Annotated in this window: 16 protein-coding genes and 1 pseudogene; 4 read left to right on the top strand and 13 right to left on the bottom strand. The window is 70.4% G+C overall.

Annotation, left to right across the window (positions count from 1 at the left end):
- Positions 1 to 767: hypothetical protein (locus VI078_05210; protein ID HEY5998685.1), on the top strand; the 767-nt coding region annotated here is incomplete at its 5' end.
- Here the strand turns inward: VI078_05210 and VI078_05205 are convergent.
- The 10 genes and pseudogenes from VI078_05205 to VI078_05160 form a co-directional block, all read right to left on the bottom strand.
- Positions 764 to 1,906 (bottom strand): Fic family protein, encoded by a 1,143-nt coding sequence (locus tag VI078_05205; GenBank protein HEY5998684.1) that lies wholly within the window; start codon positions 1,904 to 1,906, stop codon positions 764 to 766. The two genes, VI078_05210 and VI078_05205, sit on opposite strands and share 4 nt — an antisense overlap.
- 285 nt (positions 1,907 to 2,191) lie before the next feature.
- A complete protein-coding gene (locus VI078_05200) occupies positions 2,192 to 2,926 on the bottom strand; it encodes a hypothetical protein (GenBank protein ID HEY5998683.1) in 735 nt (244 codons plus the stop codon).
- Between the two features lie 73 nt (positions 2,927 to 2,999).
- Positions 3,000 to 3,452: pseudogene (locus tag VI078_05195) on the bottom strand (restriction endonuclease).
- Between the two features lie 113 nt (positions 3,453 to 3,565).
- Positions 3,566 to 4,186, bottom strand: coding sequence for a thermonuclease family protein (locus VI078_05190; protein HEY5998682.1), 621 nt, complete (start codon positions 4,184 to 4,186; stop codon positions 3,566 to 3,568).
- Between the two features lie 34 nt (positions 4,187 to 4,220).
- The gene (locus tag VI078_05185; protein ID HEY5998681.1) at positions 4,221 to 5,651 is read right to left on the bottom strand and encodes an ATP-binding protein; all 1,431 of its coding nucleotides are present in this window, start codon (positions 5,649 to 5,651) and stop codon (positions 4,221 to 4,223) included.
- Positions 5,652 to 5,654: 3 nt separating this feature from the next.
- Positions 5,655 to 6,350, bottom strand: a complete 696-nt coding sequence (locus tag VI078_05180) for a response regulator transcription factor (protein HEY5998680.1) — start codon at positions 6,348 to 6,350, stop codon at positions 5,655 to 5,657.
- 216 nt (positions 6,351 to 6,566) lie between these two features.
- Entirely contained in the window at positions 6,567 to 9,434 is a 2,868-nt protein-coding gene (uvrA, locus tag VI078_05175; protein ID HEY5998679.1) for an excinuclease ABC subunit UvrA, read from the bottom strand.
- Between the two features lie 24 nt (positions 9,435 to 9,458).
- On the bottom strand, positions 9,459 to 10,427 hold the full coding sequence (locus tag VI078_05170) for an ABC transporter ATP-binding protein (protein ID HEY5998678.1): 969 nt from the start codon (positions 10,425 to 10,427) through the stop codon (positions 9,459 to 9,461).
- Between the two features lie 88 nt (positions 10,428 to 10,515).
- Positions 10,516 to 11,505 (bottom strand): ABC transporter ATP-binding protein, encoded by a 990-nt coding sequence (locus VI078_05165; GenBank protein ID HEY5998677.1) that lies wholly within the window; start codon positions 11,503 to 11,505, stop codon positions 10,516 to 10,518.
- Between the two features lie 135 nt (positions 11,506 to 11,640).
- Complete coding sequence (locus VI078_05160) at positions 11,641 to 11,865, bottom strand: zinc ribbon domain-containing protein (GenBank protein ID HEY5998676.1); 225 nt, start codon at positions 11,863 to 11,865, stop codon at positions 11,641 to 11,643.
- A gap of 115 nt (positions 11,866 to 11,980) precedes the next feature.
- Here VI078_05160 and mutM point away from each other — a divergent pair, with 115 nt between their 5' ends.
- From mutM to nifU, 3 genes are all read left to right on the top strand, one after another.
- Complete coding sequence (gene mutM, locus VI078_05155) at positions 11,981 to 12,823, top strand: bifunctional DNA-formamidopyrimidine glycosylase/DNA-(apurinic or apyrimidinic site) lyase (GenBank protein ID HEY5998675.1); 843 nt, start codon at positions 11,981 to 11,983, stop codon at positions 12,821 to 12,823.
- Positions 12,824 to 12,840: 17 nt separating this feature from the next.
- Positions 12,841 to 13,011 carry a 4Fe-4S binding protein gene (locus VI078_05150; protein HEY5998674.1) on the top strand — a complete coding sequence of 57 codons (171 nt, stop codon included), beginning with the start codon at positions 12,841 to 12,843 and terminating at the stop codon, positions 13,009 to 13,011.
- A 90-nt stretch (positions 13,012 to 13,101) separates the two neighbouring features.
- On the top strand, positions 13,102 to 13,509 hold the full coding sequence (gene nifU, locus VI078_05145; GenBank protein ID HEY5998673.1) for a Fe-S cluster assembly scaffold protein NifU: 408 nt from the start codon (positions 13,102 to 13,104) through the stop codon (positions 13,507 to 13,509).
- Positions 13,510 to 13,530: 21 nt separating this feature from the next.
- Here nifU and VI078_05140 read toward each other — a convergent pair whose 3' ends face one another.
- The 3 genes from VI078_05140 to VI078_05130 form a co-directional block, all read right to left on the bottom strand.
- The gene (locus VI078_05140) at positions 13,531 to 14,187 is read right to left on the bottom strand and encodes a hypothetical protein (GenBank protein ID HEY5998672.1); all 657 of its coding nucleotides are present in this window, start codon (positions 14,185 to 14,187) and stop codon (positions 13,531 to 13,533) included.
- Between the two features lie 35 nt (positions 14,188 to 14,222).
- Positions 14,223 to 15,569, bottom strand: coding sequence for a CoA activase (locus tag VI078_05135; GenBank protein HEY5998671.1), 1,347 nt, complete (start codon positions 15,567 to 15,569; stop codon positions 14,223 to 14,225).
- Positions 15,566 to 17,743 (bottom strand): acyl-CoA dehydratase activase (locus VI078_05130; GenBank protein ID HEY5998670.1); only part of this gene is annotated, 2,178 nt, incomplete at its 5' end. The genes VI078_05135 and VI078_05130, both read right to left, overlap by 4 nt.

The following is a 17,743-nucleotide window of genomic DNA, read 5'->3' as shown; positions in this document are numbered from 1 at the left end:
CCCTCGCCGCGGCCGCGCACGCGCGCATCCGGGGCGACCTCGGGCTCGCCCACCCGGTCGAGGTCGCCGTCCTGCTGCTCACGCCCAGGTCGCCGGCCGCGACCCGCGAGGAGTGGTCCCGACGCCTTCCCGCCTGGATCGCCGGCGCCGCGGTCCCGGCGGAGCAGTTCGTCGTCGTGCGCGTGGCGCCGGGGCAGACGCCGCAGGGGCTGGAGCCGCTGCTGGCCCACGAGCTGACGCACGTCATCCTCAAGGCGGATTATCCGGGGCACGACGGCTGGCCGCTGTGGTTCCGCGAGGGGCTTGCGATGCGCGAGTCACGCACCGAGGGCCTGCGCGAGCAGCTGACGCTCTCGGCCGCGGCGCTCTTCGGGCGGATGCTGCCGCTCGCGGAGCTGGCTGTGCGCTTCCCGGACGACGAGGCGCGGGCGCGACTCGCCTACGCCGAGAGCGCGGGCTTCCTCGCGTTCCTCGACGCCGAGTTCGGCAGGACACGGTTCAGGATACTCCTGGGCGAGCTGCGCCGGCACGGCTTCGAGGAGTCCTTCCGCACGGCATACGGCGTCGGCATCGGCACGGCGGAGGGGCGGTGGCTGCGCCGGGTGAACCGCCCCCTCGCCTCGCTGCCGGCGCTGACCAGCGATGCCGCGCTCTGGCTGGCGGTCACCGCGCTGTTCCTCGTCGCGATCGTGGTCCGCCAAGTGCGATCCCGCCGGATGCGCGAGCGCTGGAACGAGGAAGAAGAGGAGGATGGAAAGATCGACTAAGCGGAGGGTTTGGACTCTTCTGCGAAGGGGTCCGGTATCTTCTTGTTTTCGGTCACACGCGCCGCTATTTCTTTGACGCCGGCAGACGCAACATAGAATCTCCCGCGTTTCTCGCCCTTGGGATCGAGAAGACCTCGCTGCGACAGCTCGCGCAGGTCATTGCGAGCCACCACTTCAGTTACATCGGCAGAGCGACGGTACGTGGGATTTGTGACGCGATAGCCAAGCGCGGCATCAGCAACGGCAGCAACGCATCTTTCCGGGAGCAGGAGGCGTCGCACCCTCTCTTCCACTTCATCCCAAATCTTTTGCATCACTCTCGTTCGTCTCAAGAGTGTCATTGCCTGTCGATAGTGCGCTGTCAGGCAGAATCTCAGCCACGGACGGGTATTCCTTTCCGGATGCCAGGACCCCGCCCCGACTTCTCCGAGGATGCTGTAATAGTCCTGGGTATTGTGGCCGAGATACTCCTCGATGCTTGAAAACAATGGCCCGGCGACTCCGTCTTTGGCGAGAACCAGGCTTTGCAGGCAGCGCCCCATCCGACCGTTGCCGTCTGAGAACGGATGAATCATGACCAGGTTGAGATGAGCCATCGCTGCACGAACAATCACGTGTTCCCGCGAGTCCTTCACGTTCAGGCTCTCGATCAGTTCATCAATCAAACCGGGAAACTGCTGAGAGTCCGGACCCTCATAGACAACTTCTCCGGTAGGCTCTCTTCGGACATAGATGGAACCCGGACGCCATCTTCCCGGGTTCTTCGCAAGATCGTGCTTTACCATCATGAAATGGAGGGACTTGAGTATTTCCGCCGAAAATATGAAGTACCGATCCTCGACCTTCTGGAGTACATACGTCATGGCTTGCTGGTACCCGAGTATCGCCTGCCAGGTATCCGTCTTTGGGTCGATTGACGGCTCTTCTCCCTGCACCGCTGCAACTGCATCGTCTGTCGTGACGACGTATCCTTCGATGGAATTGCTGCCCTGGATTGCCTTGGCAAACGTGTTTCTTCGGAGAAGGCCGTACCACCGCTGCGGAGTCCGGTGAAGATAACCGAGCTCATTCCTTAGCCGATCGACTTCGGCCAGGACTGAGGCTTCCTTTTCGTCAAGCCCTTCGCTGTGGAAAATCATGTTCGTTATCTCGTTACATTAGAAATGAATATCTATTACTATCAAATGTCAAGTTCAGTATTATCGAATACGGTTCAGCTCATTGCTTCCACAGTGAAGGGCGACAGCATTTATGCGACACGCCGCATGACCGGCGGGGGTTTTGGATATCATTTTAGGGCTGCGCAGCCAGACTGGGTTTGTTGAATGGACGAGAGTCCCGCACCGAAGAGATTCGCGAGAACTTCCTCGGCTTTGTCCAGCTTGCCTCAATCTGCATGCTGCTCAAGCAATTTGAGGTAGGCTCTAGGACTTCGACACAAAGAGATGATTAACGCGGCCTCTGTAATATTTGACGTCAAGCGATTTCGTCACACGAATGACCGCGATGGTGTGGGTGAATTTCGCTGTTGCATGAAGGGGAGACCCTTTTTCGTATCTCTGCAACACAAGCAGTATTAGGCTGCTAGATTCGCCCAAGAACTGGCACTTGCCGGCAAAGGCAGCGAGCGCCTCTCCCTTGAGGCCAGCGGCAACCGTGAACTGCCTTGCCTGCTTTCTCACCTCTCCGGAAGGACTCTTCCCTGTCGCAAGCGCTCGGATGGCCTGTGTGAACTGCGGATAGATCGGTCGGTTGGTTACCAGCTGAAAGCGAAGCTTCTTTTCGACTTCTTGCGCGCCGTATAGCTTCTCATAGTTACGATAGGACTCAGCAAACTTTGCAATAGTCTTCTTCGCATCGCTGGTCCGGAATGCAGCGTTCTCTTGGCTAGGGGAATACTTGAATTGGACAACATCGACGCCGTCGGCGTATTCGAAACCAGTGCCCTTCCCGTAGTACAGAGTCAGATCAGCCACCTCAACCGTTTCGGGTGTTGCACGCGTCTGATCATCTGGGTCCAGCCCTTCCACTGCGATGCCGACCAGGTGATCATCTCCCAGTAGAAGCTGCATCGCTTTCCGGGCAGTCCAGGCCTCATGATACTCGTGACCATCACGAGATGCCCGAACCTTATCGACCTTCTGCAAGGCTTTAGCCATTCAGGCCTTCGGAAAGGGCACCTACAGTCGGGCGCAGCGGTACTCTTCTCTTTCGCGGCCTCACTCAGACCTCGCCCGCCCTGCTCTGTGGTGCGACTTCGGTCAGCCAGATGGCGGTTTCGGCCGCCTCGATCTGACAGAAGAAGGGGCGAATGCCACTGAAAGGGTGACTGCGCCAGTGCTGGAGCAGTCGCGCCGTTTCCGGCGTGACACCCCACTTGTTGGGGTTCGAGATGCGACGCCACTGGTTCACCTGCGCCCGCACCGCGTTGATGATGGCCGTGTGGTCGTACTGCTGCTCGGCAGTGGAGAGGCCCTGCCCTTCGTCGAAGAGCAGCGAAGTCTGCTCCGCCCCCGCAGTGCCCTTGCGTTTGCGCGGCTTCGGGATCGGGGTGATGAATTCGGCGCGGCGGCGGATCTCGATGATCTTCTGTGTTGGCTGGCCCTGCTGGTCGAGTTCCCAATGGCGCTCGGGAAGGCGATAGGGAGAGTTCAGGATGGGGTGGTCGAAGAACGGGTTGGACATGCTCAGGAATCACCTTTCGCCATGAACCCCTCCCCCGCGGAAGACGACTCGGAACTATTCGGATTTTATCACATTTTATCTGACAGGGGAGACGTTGGTCCCATCCGCCGGGCTCACTGGCGCCGCGACTTCCGCCACTCCCACGGCGGCACCGGCGCCCGGTCCGCCCAGAGCCCGCGCCGCGCGTCGCGCGCCTCGCGCTCGCGCGCCGCAAGGTCCGTGTCGTTAACATACTTCCGGAACCACCACGCCATCCCCTCGGACACCAGCTCGCGGTTGAGCGAGCGGCCGTCGGGGAGGAAGACCTCGGCGAGCGTCCTGTCCCAGGCATCTTTCCCCCGCGACTCGAGGCGCACCACGCGGCCGAACGCCAGCTCGCCGGCCCGGCGTTTCGCCTCTCTGCCGAAGGCCTGGCCCTGCTCGGGCGCGTCGATGCCGTGCAGGCGGACCTCGACCTGCACCCCGTCCTCGAGCACGACGATGCTGTCGCCGTCGCGGATGCGGACCACCTTCCCCGAGCGGGCCGCGGCGACGGCGGGTGCGGGCGCCGCGGTCGCGCCCCGCCCGCGCGACGACCGCGCAGGCCCCGCGTCGGCTGCCGTCTCCCTCGCCGCCGGCCCATCGGGCTTCCCGCAGCCGACGACGGCGGCGCAGACGAGCGCGAGCGCCACCAGGCCGCAGGCAAGCGCACCGCGCTCACGCCGGCCGGAGCCGTTCGTCTGGATTTCACGCATGCGGAGAGTCATGCCGTGGCGCCGCCGGCGAACGTCACGAGGCCGGCACGGTGATCGTGAAGGCGCTGCCCTCCCCGACCGCGCTGACAACGGTCACGGTCCCGCCGTGCGCCAGCGCGATGTGCTTCACGATCGCCAGGCCGAGTCCCGAGCCGCCCAGCCTGCGGCTGCGCCCGGGGTCCACCCGGTAGAAGCGCTCGAAGACCCGCGGCAGGTGCTCGGGGGCGATCCCGTCGCCGAAGTCGAGGACCGTGATCGCGACGCTCCCCGCCGCCGCCGACACGCAGACGCGGACCCGCCCCCCCGGCTCGGTGTGGGCGATGGCGTTGCGCAGGAGGTTCGCGACCGCCTGCGAGAGCAGCAGCGGCGCGGCGCGCACGCGCACCCCCTCGGGAGCGTCCGCGTCCACGCGCACGGCCGCTTCCGCGGCCCGCTCCCGCGTCGCGTCGAGCGCGTCGGCCACGACGTCGGCGACCTCCGTCTGCTCGAGCACGCTGGCCGGGGCGCCCATGCGACGCTCGAGCTGCGAGAGCACCAGCAGGTCGTTGAAGATGAGATTCATGCGCTCGCTCTGGCGGCGGATGGTCTCGAGGTACCGCTCCGCCGCGGGGCGGTCGTCCAGCGCCCCGCCGAGCAGCAGCTCCACGTAGCCGCTGATGGTCGTGATCGGCGTCTTGAGCTCGTGCGAGATGTTGCCGACGAAGTCCTGGCGCGCGCGCTCCAGCCCCTCGGCCGCCTCGATCCGCGCGTGCAGCTGGACCGCCATCGCGCCCAGCGCATCGCGAAGCGCCGCCACCTCGGCCGTGTACGGCGCCGGCAGCGAGGCACGCAGGTCCCCGGCGGCGAAGCGGTCCACCGCGACCCGCAGCTCTTCGATGGGCCGCGAGAGCCAGCGCGCGAACAGGTAGCTCACGAGCGCCCCGAGAGCGACGGTCGCCGCGGCGACCCCGACGAGCCGCAGGCGGAAGGAGCGCAGGTGCTCCTCGATGGCCGCGTAGGGGATGCCGAGCCGCAGTGCCGCGACGATCCCGCCGTCGCGGCGCAGCGGCACGGCGACGAGGAGGTACGCCCGGCCCGACGTCCCGCCCCGGCGCACGGCAGTGCCGGTGCGGCCGGCGAGCGCGCTGGCCAGCTCAGGCGGCGGCCCGCTCCGGTCGTACCGCTCCGGCGGCACCGCGGTGTCGCACGCGACCGTCCCGTCCGGGAGAACAAGGGTGATGCGCCGGTCGGCCTCGGTCCCCATCTCCCCGCAGACCCGCCGCAGGGCAGCCGCGTCGCCCGGGAGGAACTCCACGATCCGGAAGACCGCGAGGCGGGCGGCCGCCTCGAGCTCGAGGGCCTCGGCGTCCTCGACCGCGCTTCTCAGTGACGAGGCGGCGAACCAGACGACGCTCGCGGCCGTGACCGCGACCGCCGCCAGGAGCGGCAGGAAGAGGTACCAGAAGAGACGCTTCGGTCGCGCCAACGTCTAGTCGGCGAAGCGGTAGCCGACGCCCCGGACGGTCTCGATCCGGCTCGCCGCCGGGCCGAGCTTGCGGCGCAGCCGGACGATGGCGACGTCCACGGCGCGCTCCGTGATGCCGGCGTCGGCGCCGCGGGCGGCCTCGACGATGCGCGGCCGGGTGAAGACCCGCCCCGGGGTGGCGGCCAGCAGCCAGAGGATCTCGAACTCGGTGTAGGTCAGCTCCAGCCGCGCACCGTCCACCGTGACCTCGCGGCGCTCCCGGTCCAGCGTCACGCCGCCCGCCGACACCTGCGTCCGCTCGGCGGCCTGCGCCCCGCCCTCGCGCCGCCGGAGCGCGGCCCGCAGGCGGGCGGCGAGGATGCGCGGGCTGAACGGCTTGGTCAGGTAGTCGTCCGCCCCGATCTCCAGCCCGGCGATGACATCCGATTCGCCGTCGCGCGCCGAGAGCATGAGCACCGGGATGTCGGCGGTCGCGGGCTGGGCCTTGAGGCGGCGACAGACCTCGAGTCCGCTGATCCCCGGAAGCATCAGGTCCAGCAGGATCAGGTCGGGGGCCTCTTCGTTCACCTGCGCGAGCGCCTCTTCCCCGCTCGTCGCCGTCGCGACCACGAAGCCTTCGCGGCCGATGCTGTCGCGGATCAGCTCGAGGATGGACTCTTCGTCCTCTACGACCAGGACCTTGGGGCTTGCGGCAGTCATGGCTGTCCCCCTTCCGGGCGCGCCTTTTCTTGGTCGCCCGATTATATAGTCTCAGGAGATTGCAGCCAATGCGATATCCCAACCTGAGTCGACATCGCGCTGCAGGACGGCGTGCGCTGCGACCCGAAGATGCTGGCGGTACCGGAGTACAGGAAGCCCGTCCGCCGGCTCGGCGTCCCGGCCCCGCAGGCGGACGCCGGCACGACTGGCGCCGCCCTACCCGCCGAGCGCCGCCTTCAGGAACCGCCCCGTGAACGAGCCCTTCGTGCGCGCGACCTGCTCGGGCGTCCCCTGCGCGACGATCTCGCCGCCGGCGTCGCCGCCCTCCGGCCCGAGGTCGACGACGAAGTCCGCGCTCTTGATGACGTCCAGGTTGTGCTCGATGACGACGATCGTGTTGCCGGCCTCCACGAGCCGGTTGAGCACCTCGAGCAGCTTCTGGATGTCGGCGAAGTGCAGGCCGGTGGTCGGCTCGTCGAGGATGTAGACCGTGCGCCCCGTGCTGCGCCGGCCCAGCTCGCGCGAGAGCTTCACGCGCTGCGCCTCGCCGCCCGAGAGCGTGGTCGCGCTCTGGCCGAGCTTCACGTACTCGAGCCCGACGTCGTTGAGCGTCTGCAGCCGCTCGCGGATCGGCGCGTGGCGCTCGAAGAAGAGGAGCGCCTGGCTCACCGTGAGGTCCAGCACCTGCGCGATGGTGCGCCCGCGGTACTCGACCTCGAGCGTCTCGCGGTTGTAGCGCCTGCCCTTGCAGACGTCGCAGGTGACGTAGACGTCGGGGAGGAAGTGCATCTCGATGCGCTTGATCCCGTCGCCCTCGCAGGCCTCGCACCGCCCGCCCGGGACGTTGAACGAGAAGCGCCCCGGGCGGTAGCCGCGCAGCCGCGCCTCCGGGACCGCGGCGAAGAGGTCGCGGATCGGCGTGAAGATGCCGGTGTAGGTCGCGGGATTCGAGCGCGGCGTGCGGCCGATCGGGCTCTGGTCGATGTCGATGACCTTGTCGACGTGCTCGAGGCCCTCGAGGCGCGCGAGCGGCGCCGGGCGGTCCTTGGCGCGGTAGAGCGCGTGCGCGAGCGCCTTGAAGAGCGTCTCGACCACGAGCGTGCTCTTGCCGGAGCCCGAGACGCCGGTGACGCAGGTGAGCGTGCCGAGCGGCACGCGCAGGTCGATCCCCTTGAGGTTGTTGCCGCGCGCACCCACCACGCGCAGCGCCTTCGTCCCCTCGCGCCGCCGCGCGGGCACGGGGATCGCCCGCCGCCCGGAGAGGTACTGGCCGGTGAGGGAGTCGGGGTGGCGCATGATCTGCTCCGGGGTGCCCGCCGCGACGAGGTGCCCGCCGTGCTCGCCCGCGCCCGGGCCGAGGTCGACGACGTGGTCGGCCGCCGCGATGGTCGCCTCGTCGTGCTCGACGACCAGCACCGTGTTGCCGAGGTCGCGCAGTCCCTTGAGGGTGGAGAGCAGCCGGTCGTTGTCGCGCTGGTGCAGGCCGATGCTCGGCTCGTCCAGCACGTAGAGCACGCCGACGAGCCGCGAGCCGATCTGGGTCGCCAGCCGGATCCGCTGGCCCTCGCCGCCGGAGAGCGAGGCGGCCTCGCGGTCGAGCGTGAGGTAGCCGAGGCCGACGTCCGCGAGGAACTGCAGGCGCTCGCGGATCTCCTTGAGCACGCGGCTGGCGATGGCGCGCTCGGTCGGCGACAGCTCCACCGCGCCGAAGACGCGCAGCGCCGCCGTCACGGACTGCGCCGTGCAGGCGGCGATGCTCATCCCGCCGAAGGTCACCGCGAGCGCCTCGGGACGCAGCCGCCGGCCCTTGCACGACGGGCAGGGGCGCATCGCCATGTAGCGCTCGATCTCCTCGCGGACCGCCGCCGACTTCGTCTCGCGGTAGCGCCGCTCCAGGTTCTGGACCGCGCCCTCGAAGGGGCGTTTGAAGCGGAAGCGGTCCTCCGCGCCACGCTCCAGGGTGAAGAGGACCTCCTCCTCGCCCGAGCCGTGCAGGAGCACCTCGCGGACCCGCGCCGGCAGCCGCTCGAACGGCGTCTCGAGGTCGAAGCCGAAGTGGCGCGCCACGGCGCCGAGCGTCTGCATGAAGTACTCGGAGGTCCGGCGCTCCCAGGGGAGGATCGCCCCCTCGCGCAGCGTCAGCGACGGGTCGGGGACGACCAGCTCGTCGTCGAACTCCATCTTCGTGCCGAGACCGCCGCACTCGGGGCAGGCGCCCACCGGGCTGTTGAAGGAGAAGAGGCGCGGGGAGAGCTCCGGGTAGCTCACGCCGCAGCCCGGGCAGGCCAGGCGCGAGGAGAAGAGGTGGTCGCGGGCGCCGACCTCCTCGACCACCACCAGCCCGTCGCCGAGGGCGAGGGCCGCCTCGACCGAGGCGGTGAGGCGCGAGCGCGCCTCCGGCGCGACCACCAGCCGGTCGACCACCGCCTCGATCGTGTGCTTGCGCTTCCGGTCGAGCGCGATCTCCCCGCCGAGCTCGCGCAGCTGGCCGTCGACCCGCACGCGCACGTAGCCCTTGCGGCGCACGTCCTCGAAGGTGCGCTGGCCGTCGCCCTTGCGCCCGCGCACGAGCGGGGCGAGCACGTGCACGCGCGTCCCCGCGGGCAGCGCCAGGACCCGGTCGGTGATCTGCTCGGCCCCCTGCGAGGCGATCTCGCGGCCGCACTTCCAGCAGGCCGGCCGCCCGACCCGCGCGTAGAGCAGGCGCAGGTAGTCATAGATCTCCGTGACGGTGCCGACGGTGGAGCGCGGGTTGCGCGAGAGGGTGCGCTGCTCGATCGAGATCGCCGGCGAGAGCCCCTCGATGACGTCGACGTCCGGCTTCTCCATGAGCTCGAGGAACTGGCGCGCGTAGGCCGAGAGCGACTCGACGTAGCGGCGCTGCCCCTCGGCGTAGATCGTGTCGAAGGCCAGCGAGGACTTGCCGGAGCCGGAGACGCCGGTGATCACGACGAGGCGGTCGCGGGGGATGTCGAGCGAGATGTTCTTGAGGTTGTGCTCGCGCGCGCCGCGGACGACGATGGCGCCCGAAAAGGGGACAGATCTACTTTCCTCGCCGGCAGAACACCGCTCAGGGGTCTTCATGGAAAACAGATCTGTCCCCTTTTCTCACCGGTACCAGCAGCGGTAGGTGTGCCCGGGGCCCGCCGTGCTCACCGGCGGCATCTCCTCGTCGCACCCCTTGCCGCGGATCGGGCAGCGCGGGTGGAAGGGGCACCCCGGCGGCGGCGTGATCGGGCTCGGCACGTCGCCGCCGAGCAGCGCCCGCCGCTGCTCGCGCCGCGCCGGGTCGGGGACGGGGACGGCGGCGAGCAGCGCCTCGGTGTAGGGGTGGCGCGGGCGGGCGTAGAGCTCGGCTGCCGGCGCGGTCTCGACGATGCGGCCGAGGTACATCACGGCGACGTCGTCGCTGATGCGCTCGACCAGGCTCAGGTCGTGGGAGATGAACAGGTACGCGAGGCCGAACTCCTGCTGGAGATCGAGCATGAGGTTCACGACCTGCGCCTGGATCGAGACATCCAGCGAAGAGACCGGCTCGTCGGCGACGATCAGCTTCGGCCTGAGCGCGAGCGCCCGCGCGATCCCGATGCGCTGGCGCTGGCCGCCCGAGAACTCGTGCGGGTAGCGCAGGCGGTCCTCGGCCCGCAGGCCGACCCGCTCGAGCAGGGCGATCACCTCGGCCTCGATCCGGTCGCGCGGGACCGTGCCGTGCAGCAGCAGCGGCTCGCCGACGGTCGCCAGCACGCTCATGCGCGGGTTGAGCGACGAGTACGGGTCCTGGAAGATGATCTGCATCTGCCGCCGGATCCGCCGCAGCTCCTCCCGGCCGAGGCGCAGCAGGTCCGCGCCCTCGAAGAGGACCTCGCCCCCCGTCGGCTCGATGAGCCGCAGCACGCAGCGGCCGACGGTCGACTTGCCGCAGCCGGTCTCGCCGACGAGGCTCAGCGTCCTGCCCGGCGCGATGTCGAAGTCCACGCTCTCGACCGCGTGCACCCAGCCGACCGGGCGCTGCCAGAAGCCCCCGCGGACGGGGAAGTACTTGACGAGCCCCCGGACGCTCAGCAACCCTGATGCCATCTTCGTCCCCTATCCCGGGGGAGGCAGCGGCGAAGCCGCGCCGGAGGGGGGCCTGTCCCCCTCTGGAAGCGCCCGCTGAATGCGCTGTTCATGGCCTGTTGCCGGGCGCTGGCGGGATCCAGCAGCGCGCGAGGCGCCCGGGGGACTTCTCCTCGAGCTGCGGCATCCGCTCGACGCAGATGCCCTGGCGCCGCGGGCAGCGTGGCTCGAACGGGCAGCCGGGCAGCGGGTGCCTGAGGTCGGGGACCGTCCCGGGGATCGCGTCGAGGTGCCGGCCGGTCCCCCGCCTGCCGAGCACCGGCCGCGAGCGCAGCAACCCCTCGGTGTAGGGATGCCACGGCGATTCGAAGAGCGGGCGGCAGGCGGCCTGCTCGACGATCCGCCCGGCATACATCACCGCGACGTCGTCCGCGGACTCCGCCACCACCCCGAGGTCGTGCGTGATGAGCAGCAGCGCCGTCCCCATCTCGTCGCGCAGCTGCTCCATCAGCGTCAGGATCTGCGCCTGCACGGTGACGTCGAGCGCGGTCGTCGGCTCGTCGGCGATGAGCAGCGCGGGCCGGCAGGCCAGCGCGATGGCGATGAGCACGCGCTGGCGCATCCCCCCGCTCATCTGGTGCGGGTACTCGCGCGCGCGCCGCGCCGGGTCCGGGATGCCGACCTTCTTCAGCATCTCCACCGCGCGCTCGAAGGCCTCCCGGCGGCCGAGCCGCAGGTGGATCCGGTAGACCTCCGCCACCTGGTCCCCGGCGGTGAACACCGGATTGAGCGACGTCATCGGCTCCTGGAAGACCATCGAGATGTCCCGGCCGCGGATGGCGACCATCTCCTTCTCCGGCAGCGCGGCGAGATCTCGGTCCTGGAACCAGATGTGCCCGCCGGCGATGCGCCCCGCGGGGGCGGGGACCAGGCGCAGCACCGCGAGCGAGGTCACGGTCTTGCCGGACCCCGACTCGCCGACCAGACCGAGCGTGCGGCCGCGGTCCAGCTTCAGGCCGACGTCCGAGACCGCTGCGAACGACCGCCCCTTGACGGTGAACTCCACCCGCAGGTCTTCGATCTCGAGCAGTTGGCGCAAGACGGCCCCCCGGTTCAAGTGAATGAGTATAGCACGGGAACGAAAGATCCCCCTCTTCCCCCAGTGGCACAGGGGGAGAAAGGGGGATTTCCGCTCAGGACTGTCTGCCGGCCGACCGCCGGCGCCGGATCACCCTCAGGAGAAGTGGCTGGAACCCCCGCCACAGCCGCCGGAGGCGGGCAGAGACCCGCCGCCGTCGCCGTCACCGCAGCAGTTCGACGCGAACGTCGAGAAGACCCGCCGCAGACTCGTCCTGCCGCACTCCGGGCACTTTTCCGCTCCCTCGGATGCGGCCCGCCCGGCCTCGTAACGCTCGATCTTGTGGCCGCAGCCGCCGCATCGATACTCGTACATCGGCATTTTCACACTCCTTTTCCCCTGTTCAGCCCCTGGCGCACCAACAATTCGATAGCCTTTTCCTCCAAATTGTCTATATTATGATGACCAGACGTGGAAAACGTAGCAACGTGAGGAGATGCCAGAACTTCCTGAAGTAGAAACGATGGTGGTGGGCCTGAGGGAGAGCCTCCTCGGGCAGCGGGTCCGTCAGGTGCGGGTCTTCTGTGATCGGCTCCGCGGTCAGAACACGCCCGCGGCGCTGGGCAAGGTCCGCGGGGGACGCGTCATCGGGCTCAACCGCAAGGGCAAGTTTCTCCTCTTCCACCTCTCGAACGGCGCCCTGCTGGTCTTCCACCTGCGCATGACCGGCAAGCTCGTCCTGGTGCCGAGCCGCAGTCCGCGCTCCACGCGCGACCGGCTGCGCCTGGACTTCGCCGACTCCGACCTGGCGCTCGCCTTCGAGGACACCCGGCGCTTCGGCTCTCTCGACATCGTGCAGGGCAACGAGACCGCCGCGGGCCTGCTCAACGAACTGGGTCCCGACGCGCTGCTGGTGGGGCTCGAGGACTTCCGCGGGCTGCTCGCGGCGTCGCGCCGGCCGATCAAGCCGCTGCTGCTCGACCAGCGGGTGATCGCCGGCCTCGGCAACATCTATGTCGACGAGTCGCTGCACCGCGCGGGGGTGCACCCGCTGACTCGGGCTTCGGAAGTCACCCGGGGCAAGAGCCGCCTGCTCCACGGCGCCATACGGCGGGTCCTGCAGACGGCGATCTCCTGCCGCGGCTCGTCCGTTTCGGACTACCGCGACAGCCGCAACCGCCCCGGCACCTACCAGAAGCACCACCGGGTGTACAAGCGCGCGGGGGAGCCCTGCGTGAAGTGCGGGGGGACCATCGCCTACATCCGCGTTGGCGGGCGCGGCACGCACCTCTGCCCGGCCTGCCAGAAGCGACCGTCAGCCGGTCCTCGCACCGCCTGATCCCGGCCGCCGGTCCGATGAGCCACCGCATCACCGGGGAGTGCATCGTCTGCGGCGCCTGCCAGGCGGAATGTCCGCAGCAGGCGATCTGCGACGGCGGGGAGCGCTATCTGGTCGATCCCGAGAGGTGCAGCGACTGCGACACCTGTGGGGAGGTCTGCCCCGTCGGGGCTTGCGTCCCCGGGTAAAGCCGCGTCCGGCGGGGGCTGCAACGTTCGGGCGATTGCGGTATCCTAGTGAAAAGGTAGGAACACGGGAGGAGGCACGAAGCCATGGCCATATACACCGAGAAAGTGATGGACCACTTCCAGAACCCGCGGAACGTCGGCGAGATCGCCGACGCCAGCGGCGTGGGCACGGTCGGCAACGCGGCCTGCGGCGACATCATGAAGATCTACATCAAGGTCGATGACGACCGCATCGTGGACGCGAAGTTCAAGACGTTCGGGTGCGGCGCCGCCATCGCCACCAGCTCGATGTGCACGGAGATGGTCAAGGGCAAGACCATCGACGAGGCGCTCGCAATCACCCGCGAGCAGGTCGCCGAGGAGCTCGGCGGCCTCCCGCCGGTGAAGATGCACTGCTCCAACCTCGCGGCCGACGCGCTGCACGCCGCGATCAAGGAGTACCAGTGCAAGAAGGCGGGCAACTGCACGACCGCCCCGGAGCCACCGAAGGCCGGCTGATCGCCAGACGCCGCGCGCGGGTCATCGCCGCGGCGTTGCCGCCGCGCCGCTCCCCGGCCCGGCAGCCGGCGCCAGCAGCGCCGGGATCTCCGTCTCCATCGCCCTGGGGAACTTCCCCAGGGCGGCCAGTTGGCCGCTCCAGCCCACCCCCGCGCGCGCGGTCTCGAGGACACCGAGCGGATCCTTGCCGCCCCAGCGCCCGATGAGGGCCGCGACGATCGTCTCCTGGTAGCCGGCGCCCGCGGCCGCGAGAGTGTCGAGTTGAGCCCACGCGGTGCCCACGCGCTCGGCGAGCGCCTCCGAGGCGGCGATCCGGGCCAGGGTCACGTCCGGCGCGCCGGCCGCCAGCGCGGCATCGAAGCGCCGCCCGAGCGCATCCGGGCTCGCCCCTCGCTTCTCCAGGAACTCCCGCCAGGACGCGGCGCGGGCGCGGGCCTCGAGCACTTCGCGCACGCCCATCCCGCGGCGCCGGGCGACGTGCGCGGCGATCCAGAGGTCCTCGCCCGCCGTGCCCGACATCCTTGCCTCGACGATCTCGCGCTTCGGGATCCCCGCCACGGCGGCGAGCAACGTGTTCGAGGCGGTCGCGAGCAGGTACGCATCCGACGCCGCCGGGTTCGCGGCGTCGTACTCGCGGTCGCGGAAGCAGTGGCAGGTGACCGCAGCGGCGCCGGCCACGCCGAGCGCCAGCAGCAGGGCGGCGCAGCCGAGCGTCAGGAACGGGCGGATGACGTGCGGCCCTCCGTCAACCGCTGCGCCGCCTGCCAGACGAACGTGCGCACCTGGGTCTCGCGGTTGGGGCGGCGCGTGCCGTCGCACGGGACCTCCAGGTACGGCACGCCCCTGGCGCCGAGCAGCGGGCCGAGCACCGCGGTCGCGACGGTCCCGGGCATGCAGGTGAAGGGGTAGACGTTCGCGATCCCGACGCAGCCGTGCGCGAGGAATTCGAGCGCGCCGCCGATGCTCAGCACCGACTCGGTGCCGACGTCGAACGAGAAGTGCCGCTCCCCCTCGAGGCGCCCCTCGATGGCGTGCACGTCGTGGTCGGCGGCGATGTCCAGGTGGCGCGACGCAGCGGCGTAGAGCCAGCGGCGCTTCGCGTTGAGGTAGCGGTATTCGACGGCCTGTCCGGCCCAGCCCCTGAGGGCGCCGCCGGCCGCGCCGAGGCGCCTCCCGCGCAGCGCGGCGCCCGTCTCGCGCCGCCGCTCGCGCACCCGGCAGTAGGTGATGAAGGTGAACCACTCCGTGAGCGAGGCGACGACGACCTCCGCGCCGTGCCGCTCCAGCTCCCGCACGAGCTCCTCGTTGGAGCCGGGGTGCGTGCGCAGGTAGATCTCCCCGACGACGCCGACGCGCGGGCGCCGCGGCAACGCCGGGTCCATGCACGCGCGGGCTTCGCGCGCCGCGTCGGCGAGGATCGCGTGGAACTCGCGGAAGTCCCGGCGCAGGCCGCCCGTCTCCACCGCGCGCACCAGCCGCGCGACGGCGGCCGCGTGTGCCCGGTCCGCCTCGCCGACGACGCTCTCGTAGGGGCGCGCGCGCCAGAGGATGCGGTCGAGGACGTCGGCGGCGATCACCGCCAGGTACGTCATGAGACGGAACGCCGACGCCTGCGCAGCGGGGACGAGGCCGGCGGCGCCGTAGGAGTCCGCCGTGGTGATCGACGCGATCGGCACTTCGCGGAACTCCTCGAAGCGGTCCAGCACGAGGCGCTGGAGCTTGTTGTACATGCCGAAGCGGCAGGGGCCGGTCGCCTCGGGCATGAAGTAGGCGTAGCGGCGGGGGTCGAAGGCCGGGCCGAGGCGCGCGCGCTCGCCCTGCAGGTGGTGCAGCACGTCCCCGAGCGTCACCTGGCAGGGGAAGCACTCCTTTCCCGAGGTGTGCTCGCGGCCGAGGTCGAGCCCGGCGCCCGTCTCCATGACCAGGGCCGGCACGCCGATCGCGCGGAAGCAGGCCGCGAGCACCGCTGCGCCCACGGGATGCATCGCCGGCACGAGCAGCGTCCGCCCGCCGAGGTCGACCGCGCCGACCAGCTCCCGCGCCGTCCCGAACGAACTCACGCCCGCACCGGCTCGGGCGCCGCGGCGGCCGGGGCCCCCGCCATGTGGCAGCGCACGACGTTGCGGTAGGCCTCCAGCCGCGTGACCACGCCGGCGACCGCGCTGTGCTCGTCGAGCTCCAGCACCAGCGAGGGCTTGCCCTCCGTCGCGTGGCGGTAGAAGTGCTCGACGAAGGAGTCGGCGCCGCAGCCGAAGTTGGTCAGGTGCACGCCGAAGAGGTTCGGGGTGCGGTCCACGCGCCGGGCGGCGCGGAGGACGCGCGCGCCGAGGCCCCAGTACATGTTGGGGAAGTCGGAGAGGTCCTCGCCGTCGAGCGCGAGGAAGTCCAGGGGCAGCGCGGTCACGCCGAGCGCCGCGAGCTGACGGCCGATCTTCAGGTTGCAGCGTTCGTCGTAGAGGTTGTAGGGCCGCCCGCTGACGACCCAGACCGGCTCTCCCGCCGGGGTCGCGGCCAGGACCTCCTCGCCGCGCCGCTCGAGCGACCGCGCGAACGCCTCGTGCCGCTCCCAGGCGGCGCGGACGAGCGCGGTGAGCCGGCGCAGCGGGAGGCGGTGCGTCGCGGGCAGCGCGGCGCGCAGGTCGCGCGCGATGGCGTCGGGCCCCTCCGCGAGGAACAGCGTCGGCCGGACGACGCGCGCGCGGTCCAGCCCGAGGGCGGCGCTGACCATGTACTGCGAGGACTCGACGTACGGGCAGAGCATCCCCGCCTCCGTCGCCGCGGGCGAGGGCATCGTGATGACGTTCGGCAGGAACAGCCGCTCGGTCCGCGCGAGCAGGTGGCGGACGTGGCCGTGAAAGACCTTCACCGGGTAGCAGGTCTCGGCGCTCATCGACTCGACGCCGGCGCGCGAGATGCGCTCGTCGGTCGGCGGGGAGAGCACCACCCGCCACCCCAGGCCGGCGAGCAGGTGCGCCCAGAAGACCCCCCAGCCGAGGCCGTGCAGCGACAGCGGGACGCCGATCGTGCCGGGCGGCACCCGCGCCGGCGGGGCCTCGCGGGGGGCGCTCAGCTCCGCCTTCCCGTCGAGCGCCTCGACGAACCGCCGCGCGCGCTCGGCGAAGAGGTCCTCGCGCGCGGCCCCGCCGCGGCGGCTCGCCTCGTAGCGCCCGCACTCGCCGCCCCAGACGCTCGCCCGGCCGCCGAAGTCGTAGACGCGCAACTTGCACTCGTTGCGGCAGGCCGGGTCGGCGCGGCAGACGCGCTCGCGGAACGAGGCATCGGCGGTCCCGATCTGCCCGAGTGTGCGGGCGGGCGGCGCCAGCTCGCCGCGGGCGGCGGCGTCGCGGGCGGCGAGCGCGGCGCCCCACGCGCCCATGACCTCGCGGTGCGGCGGCACGGCAAGCCCGCGGCCGAGGACCTGCTCGAAGGCGGCGACGACGCTGCGGTTCAGCGACGGCCCCCCGAGGAACATCACGCGCCTGCCGACCGCGTGGCGGCCGACCACGCGGTTGAGGTAGTTGCGCACGACGGCGCCCGCGAGCCCGCCGATGAGGTCCTCGCGCGAGGCCCCGCGCTGCAGCGCGCTCACGAGGTCCGACTCCATGAAGACGGTGCAGCGCTCGGCCAGCTGCACCGGGCGGCGGGACGCGAGCGCCGTGCGCTCGAACTCGCCGACGATGTCCACGCCCATCTTCGCCGCCAGCTCGTGGAGGAAGCTCCCGGTGCCGGCCGCGCAGACCTTGTTCATGTCGAAGTCCCGTGCGTGCCGGCCCTCGAGCCGGATGTACTTGGCGTCCTGGCCGCCGATCTCGAAGATGGTGTCGACCTCGGGGTCGGCCTCGACCGCGCCGCGCGCATGCGCGGTGATCTCGTCGATGACCAGGTCCGCATCCAGGAAGTCGCCGACGACCTGGCGCCCCGAGCCCGTGGTGGCGACGCCCCGCAGCCGCACGCCGCCGAACTCCGCGCGCAGCCCGGCCACCAGCTCCCGGGCGACCTCGATCGGCCGGCCGCGCGTGGGCACGTAGCGCTTGGCGACGATCCGCCCCGCCTCGTCGAGGAGCGCGAACTTCGTCGTCGTCGAGCCGATGTCGACGCCCAGCCAGGCGCCCGCGGCGAGCGCGCCGGGGGCCGCCGCCGGCAGCGTGGCCTCGCTCGGCGCGAAGGTGGTCAGCGCCAGGGCCAGCGGCGCCGCGCGGGGAACCTCGGACTCGCGCCCCGCTGCCGCCGCCTC

It is taken from the genome of bacterium, from assembly GCA_036524115.1.
Taxonomy (GTDB): Bacteria; JAUVQV01; JAUVQV01; order JAUVQV01; family DATDCY01; genus DATDCY01.
Note: the sequence above shows the minus strand (reverse complement) of the source record. Positions and strands in the feature narration are given on the sequence as shown.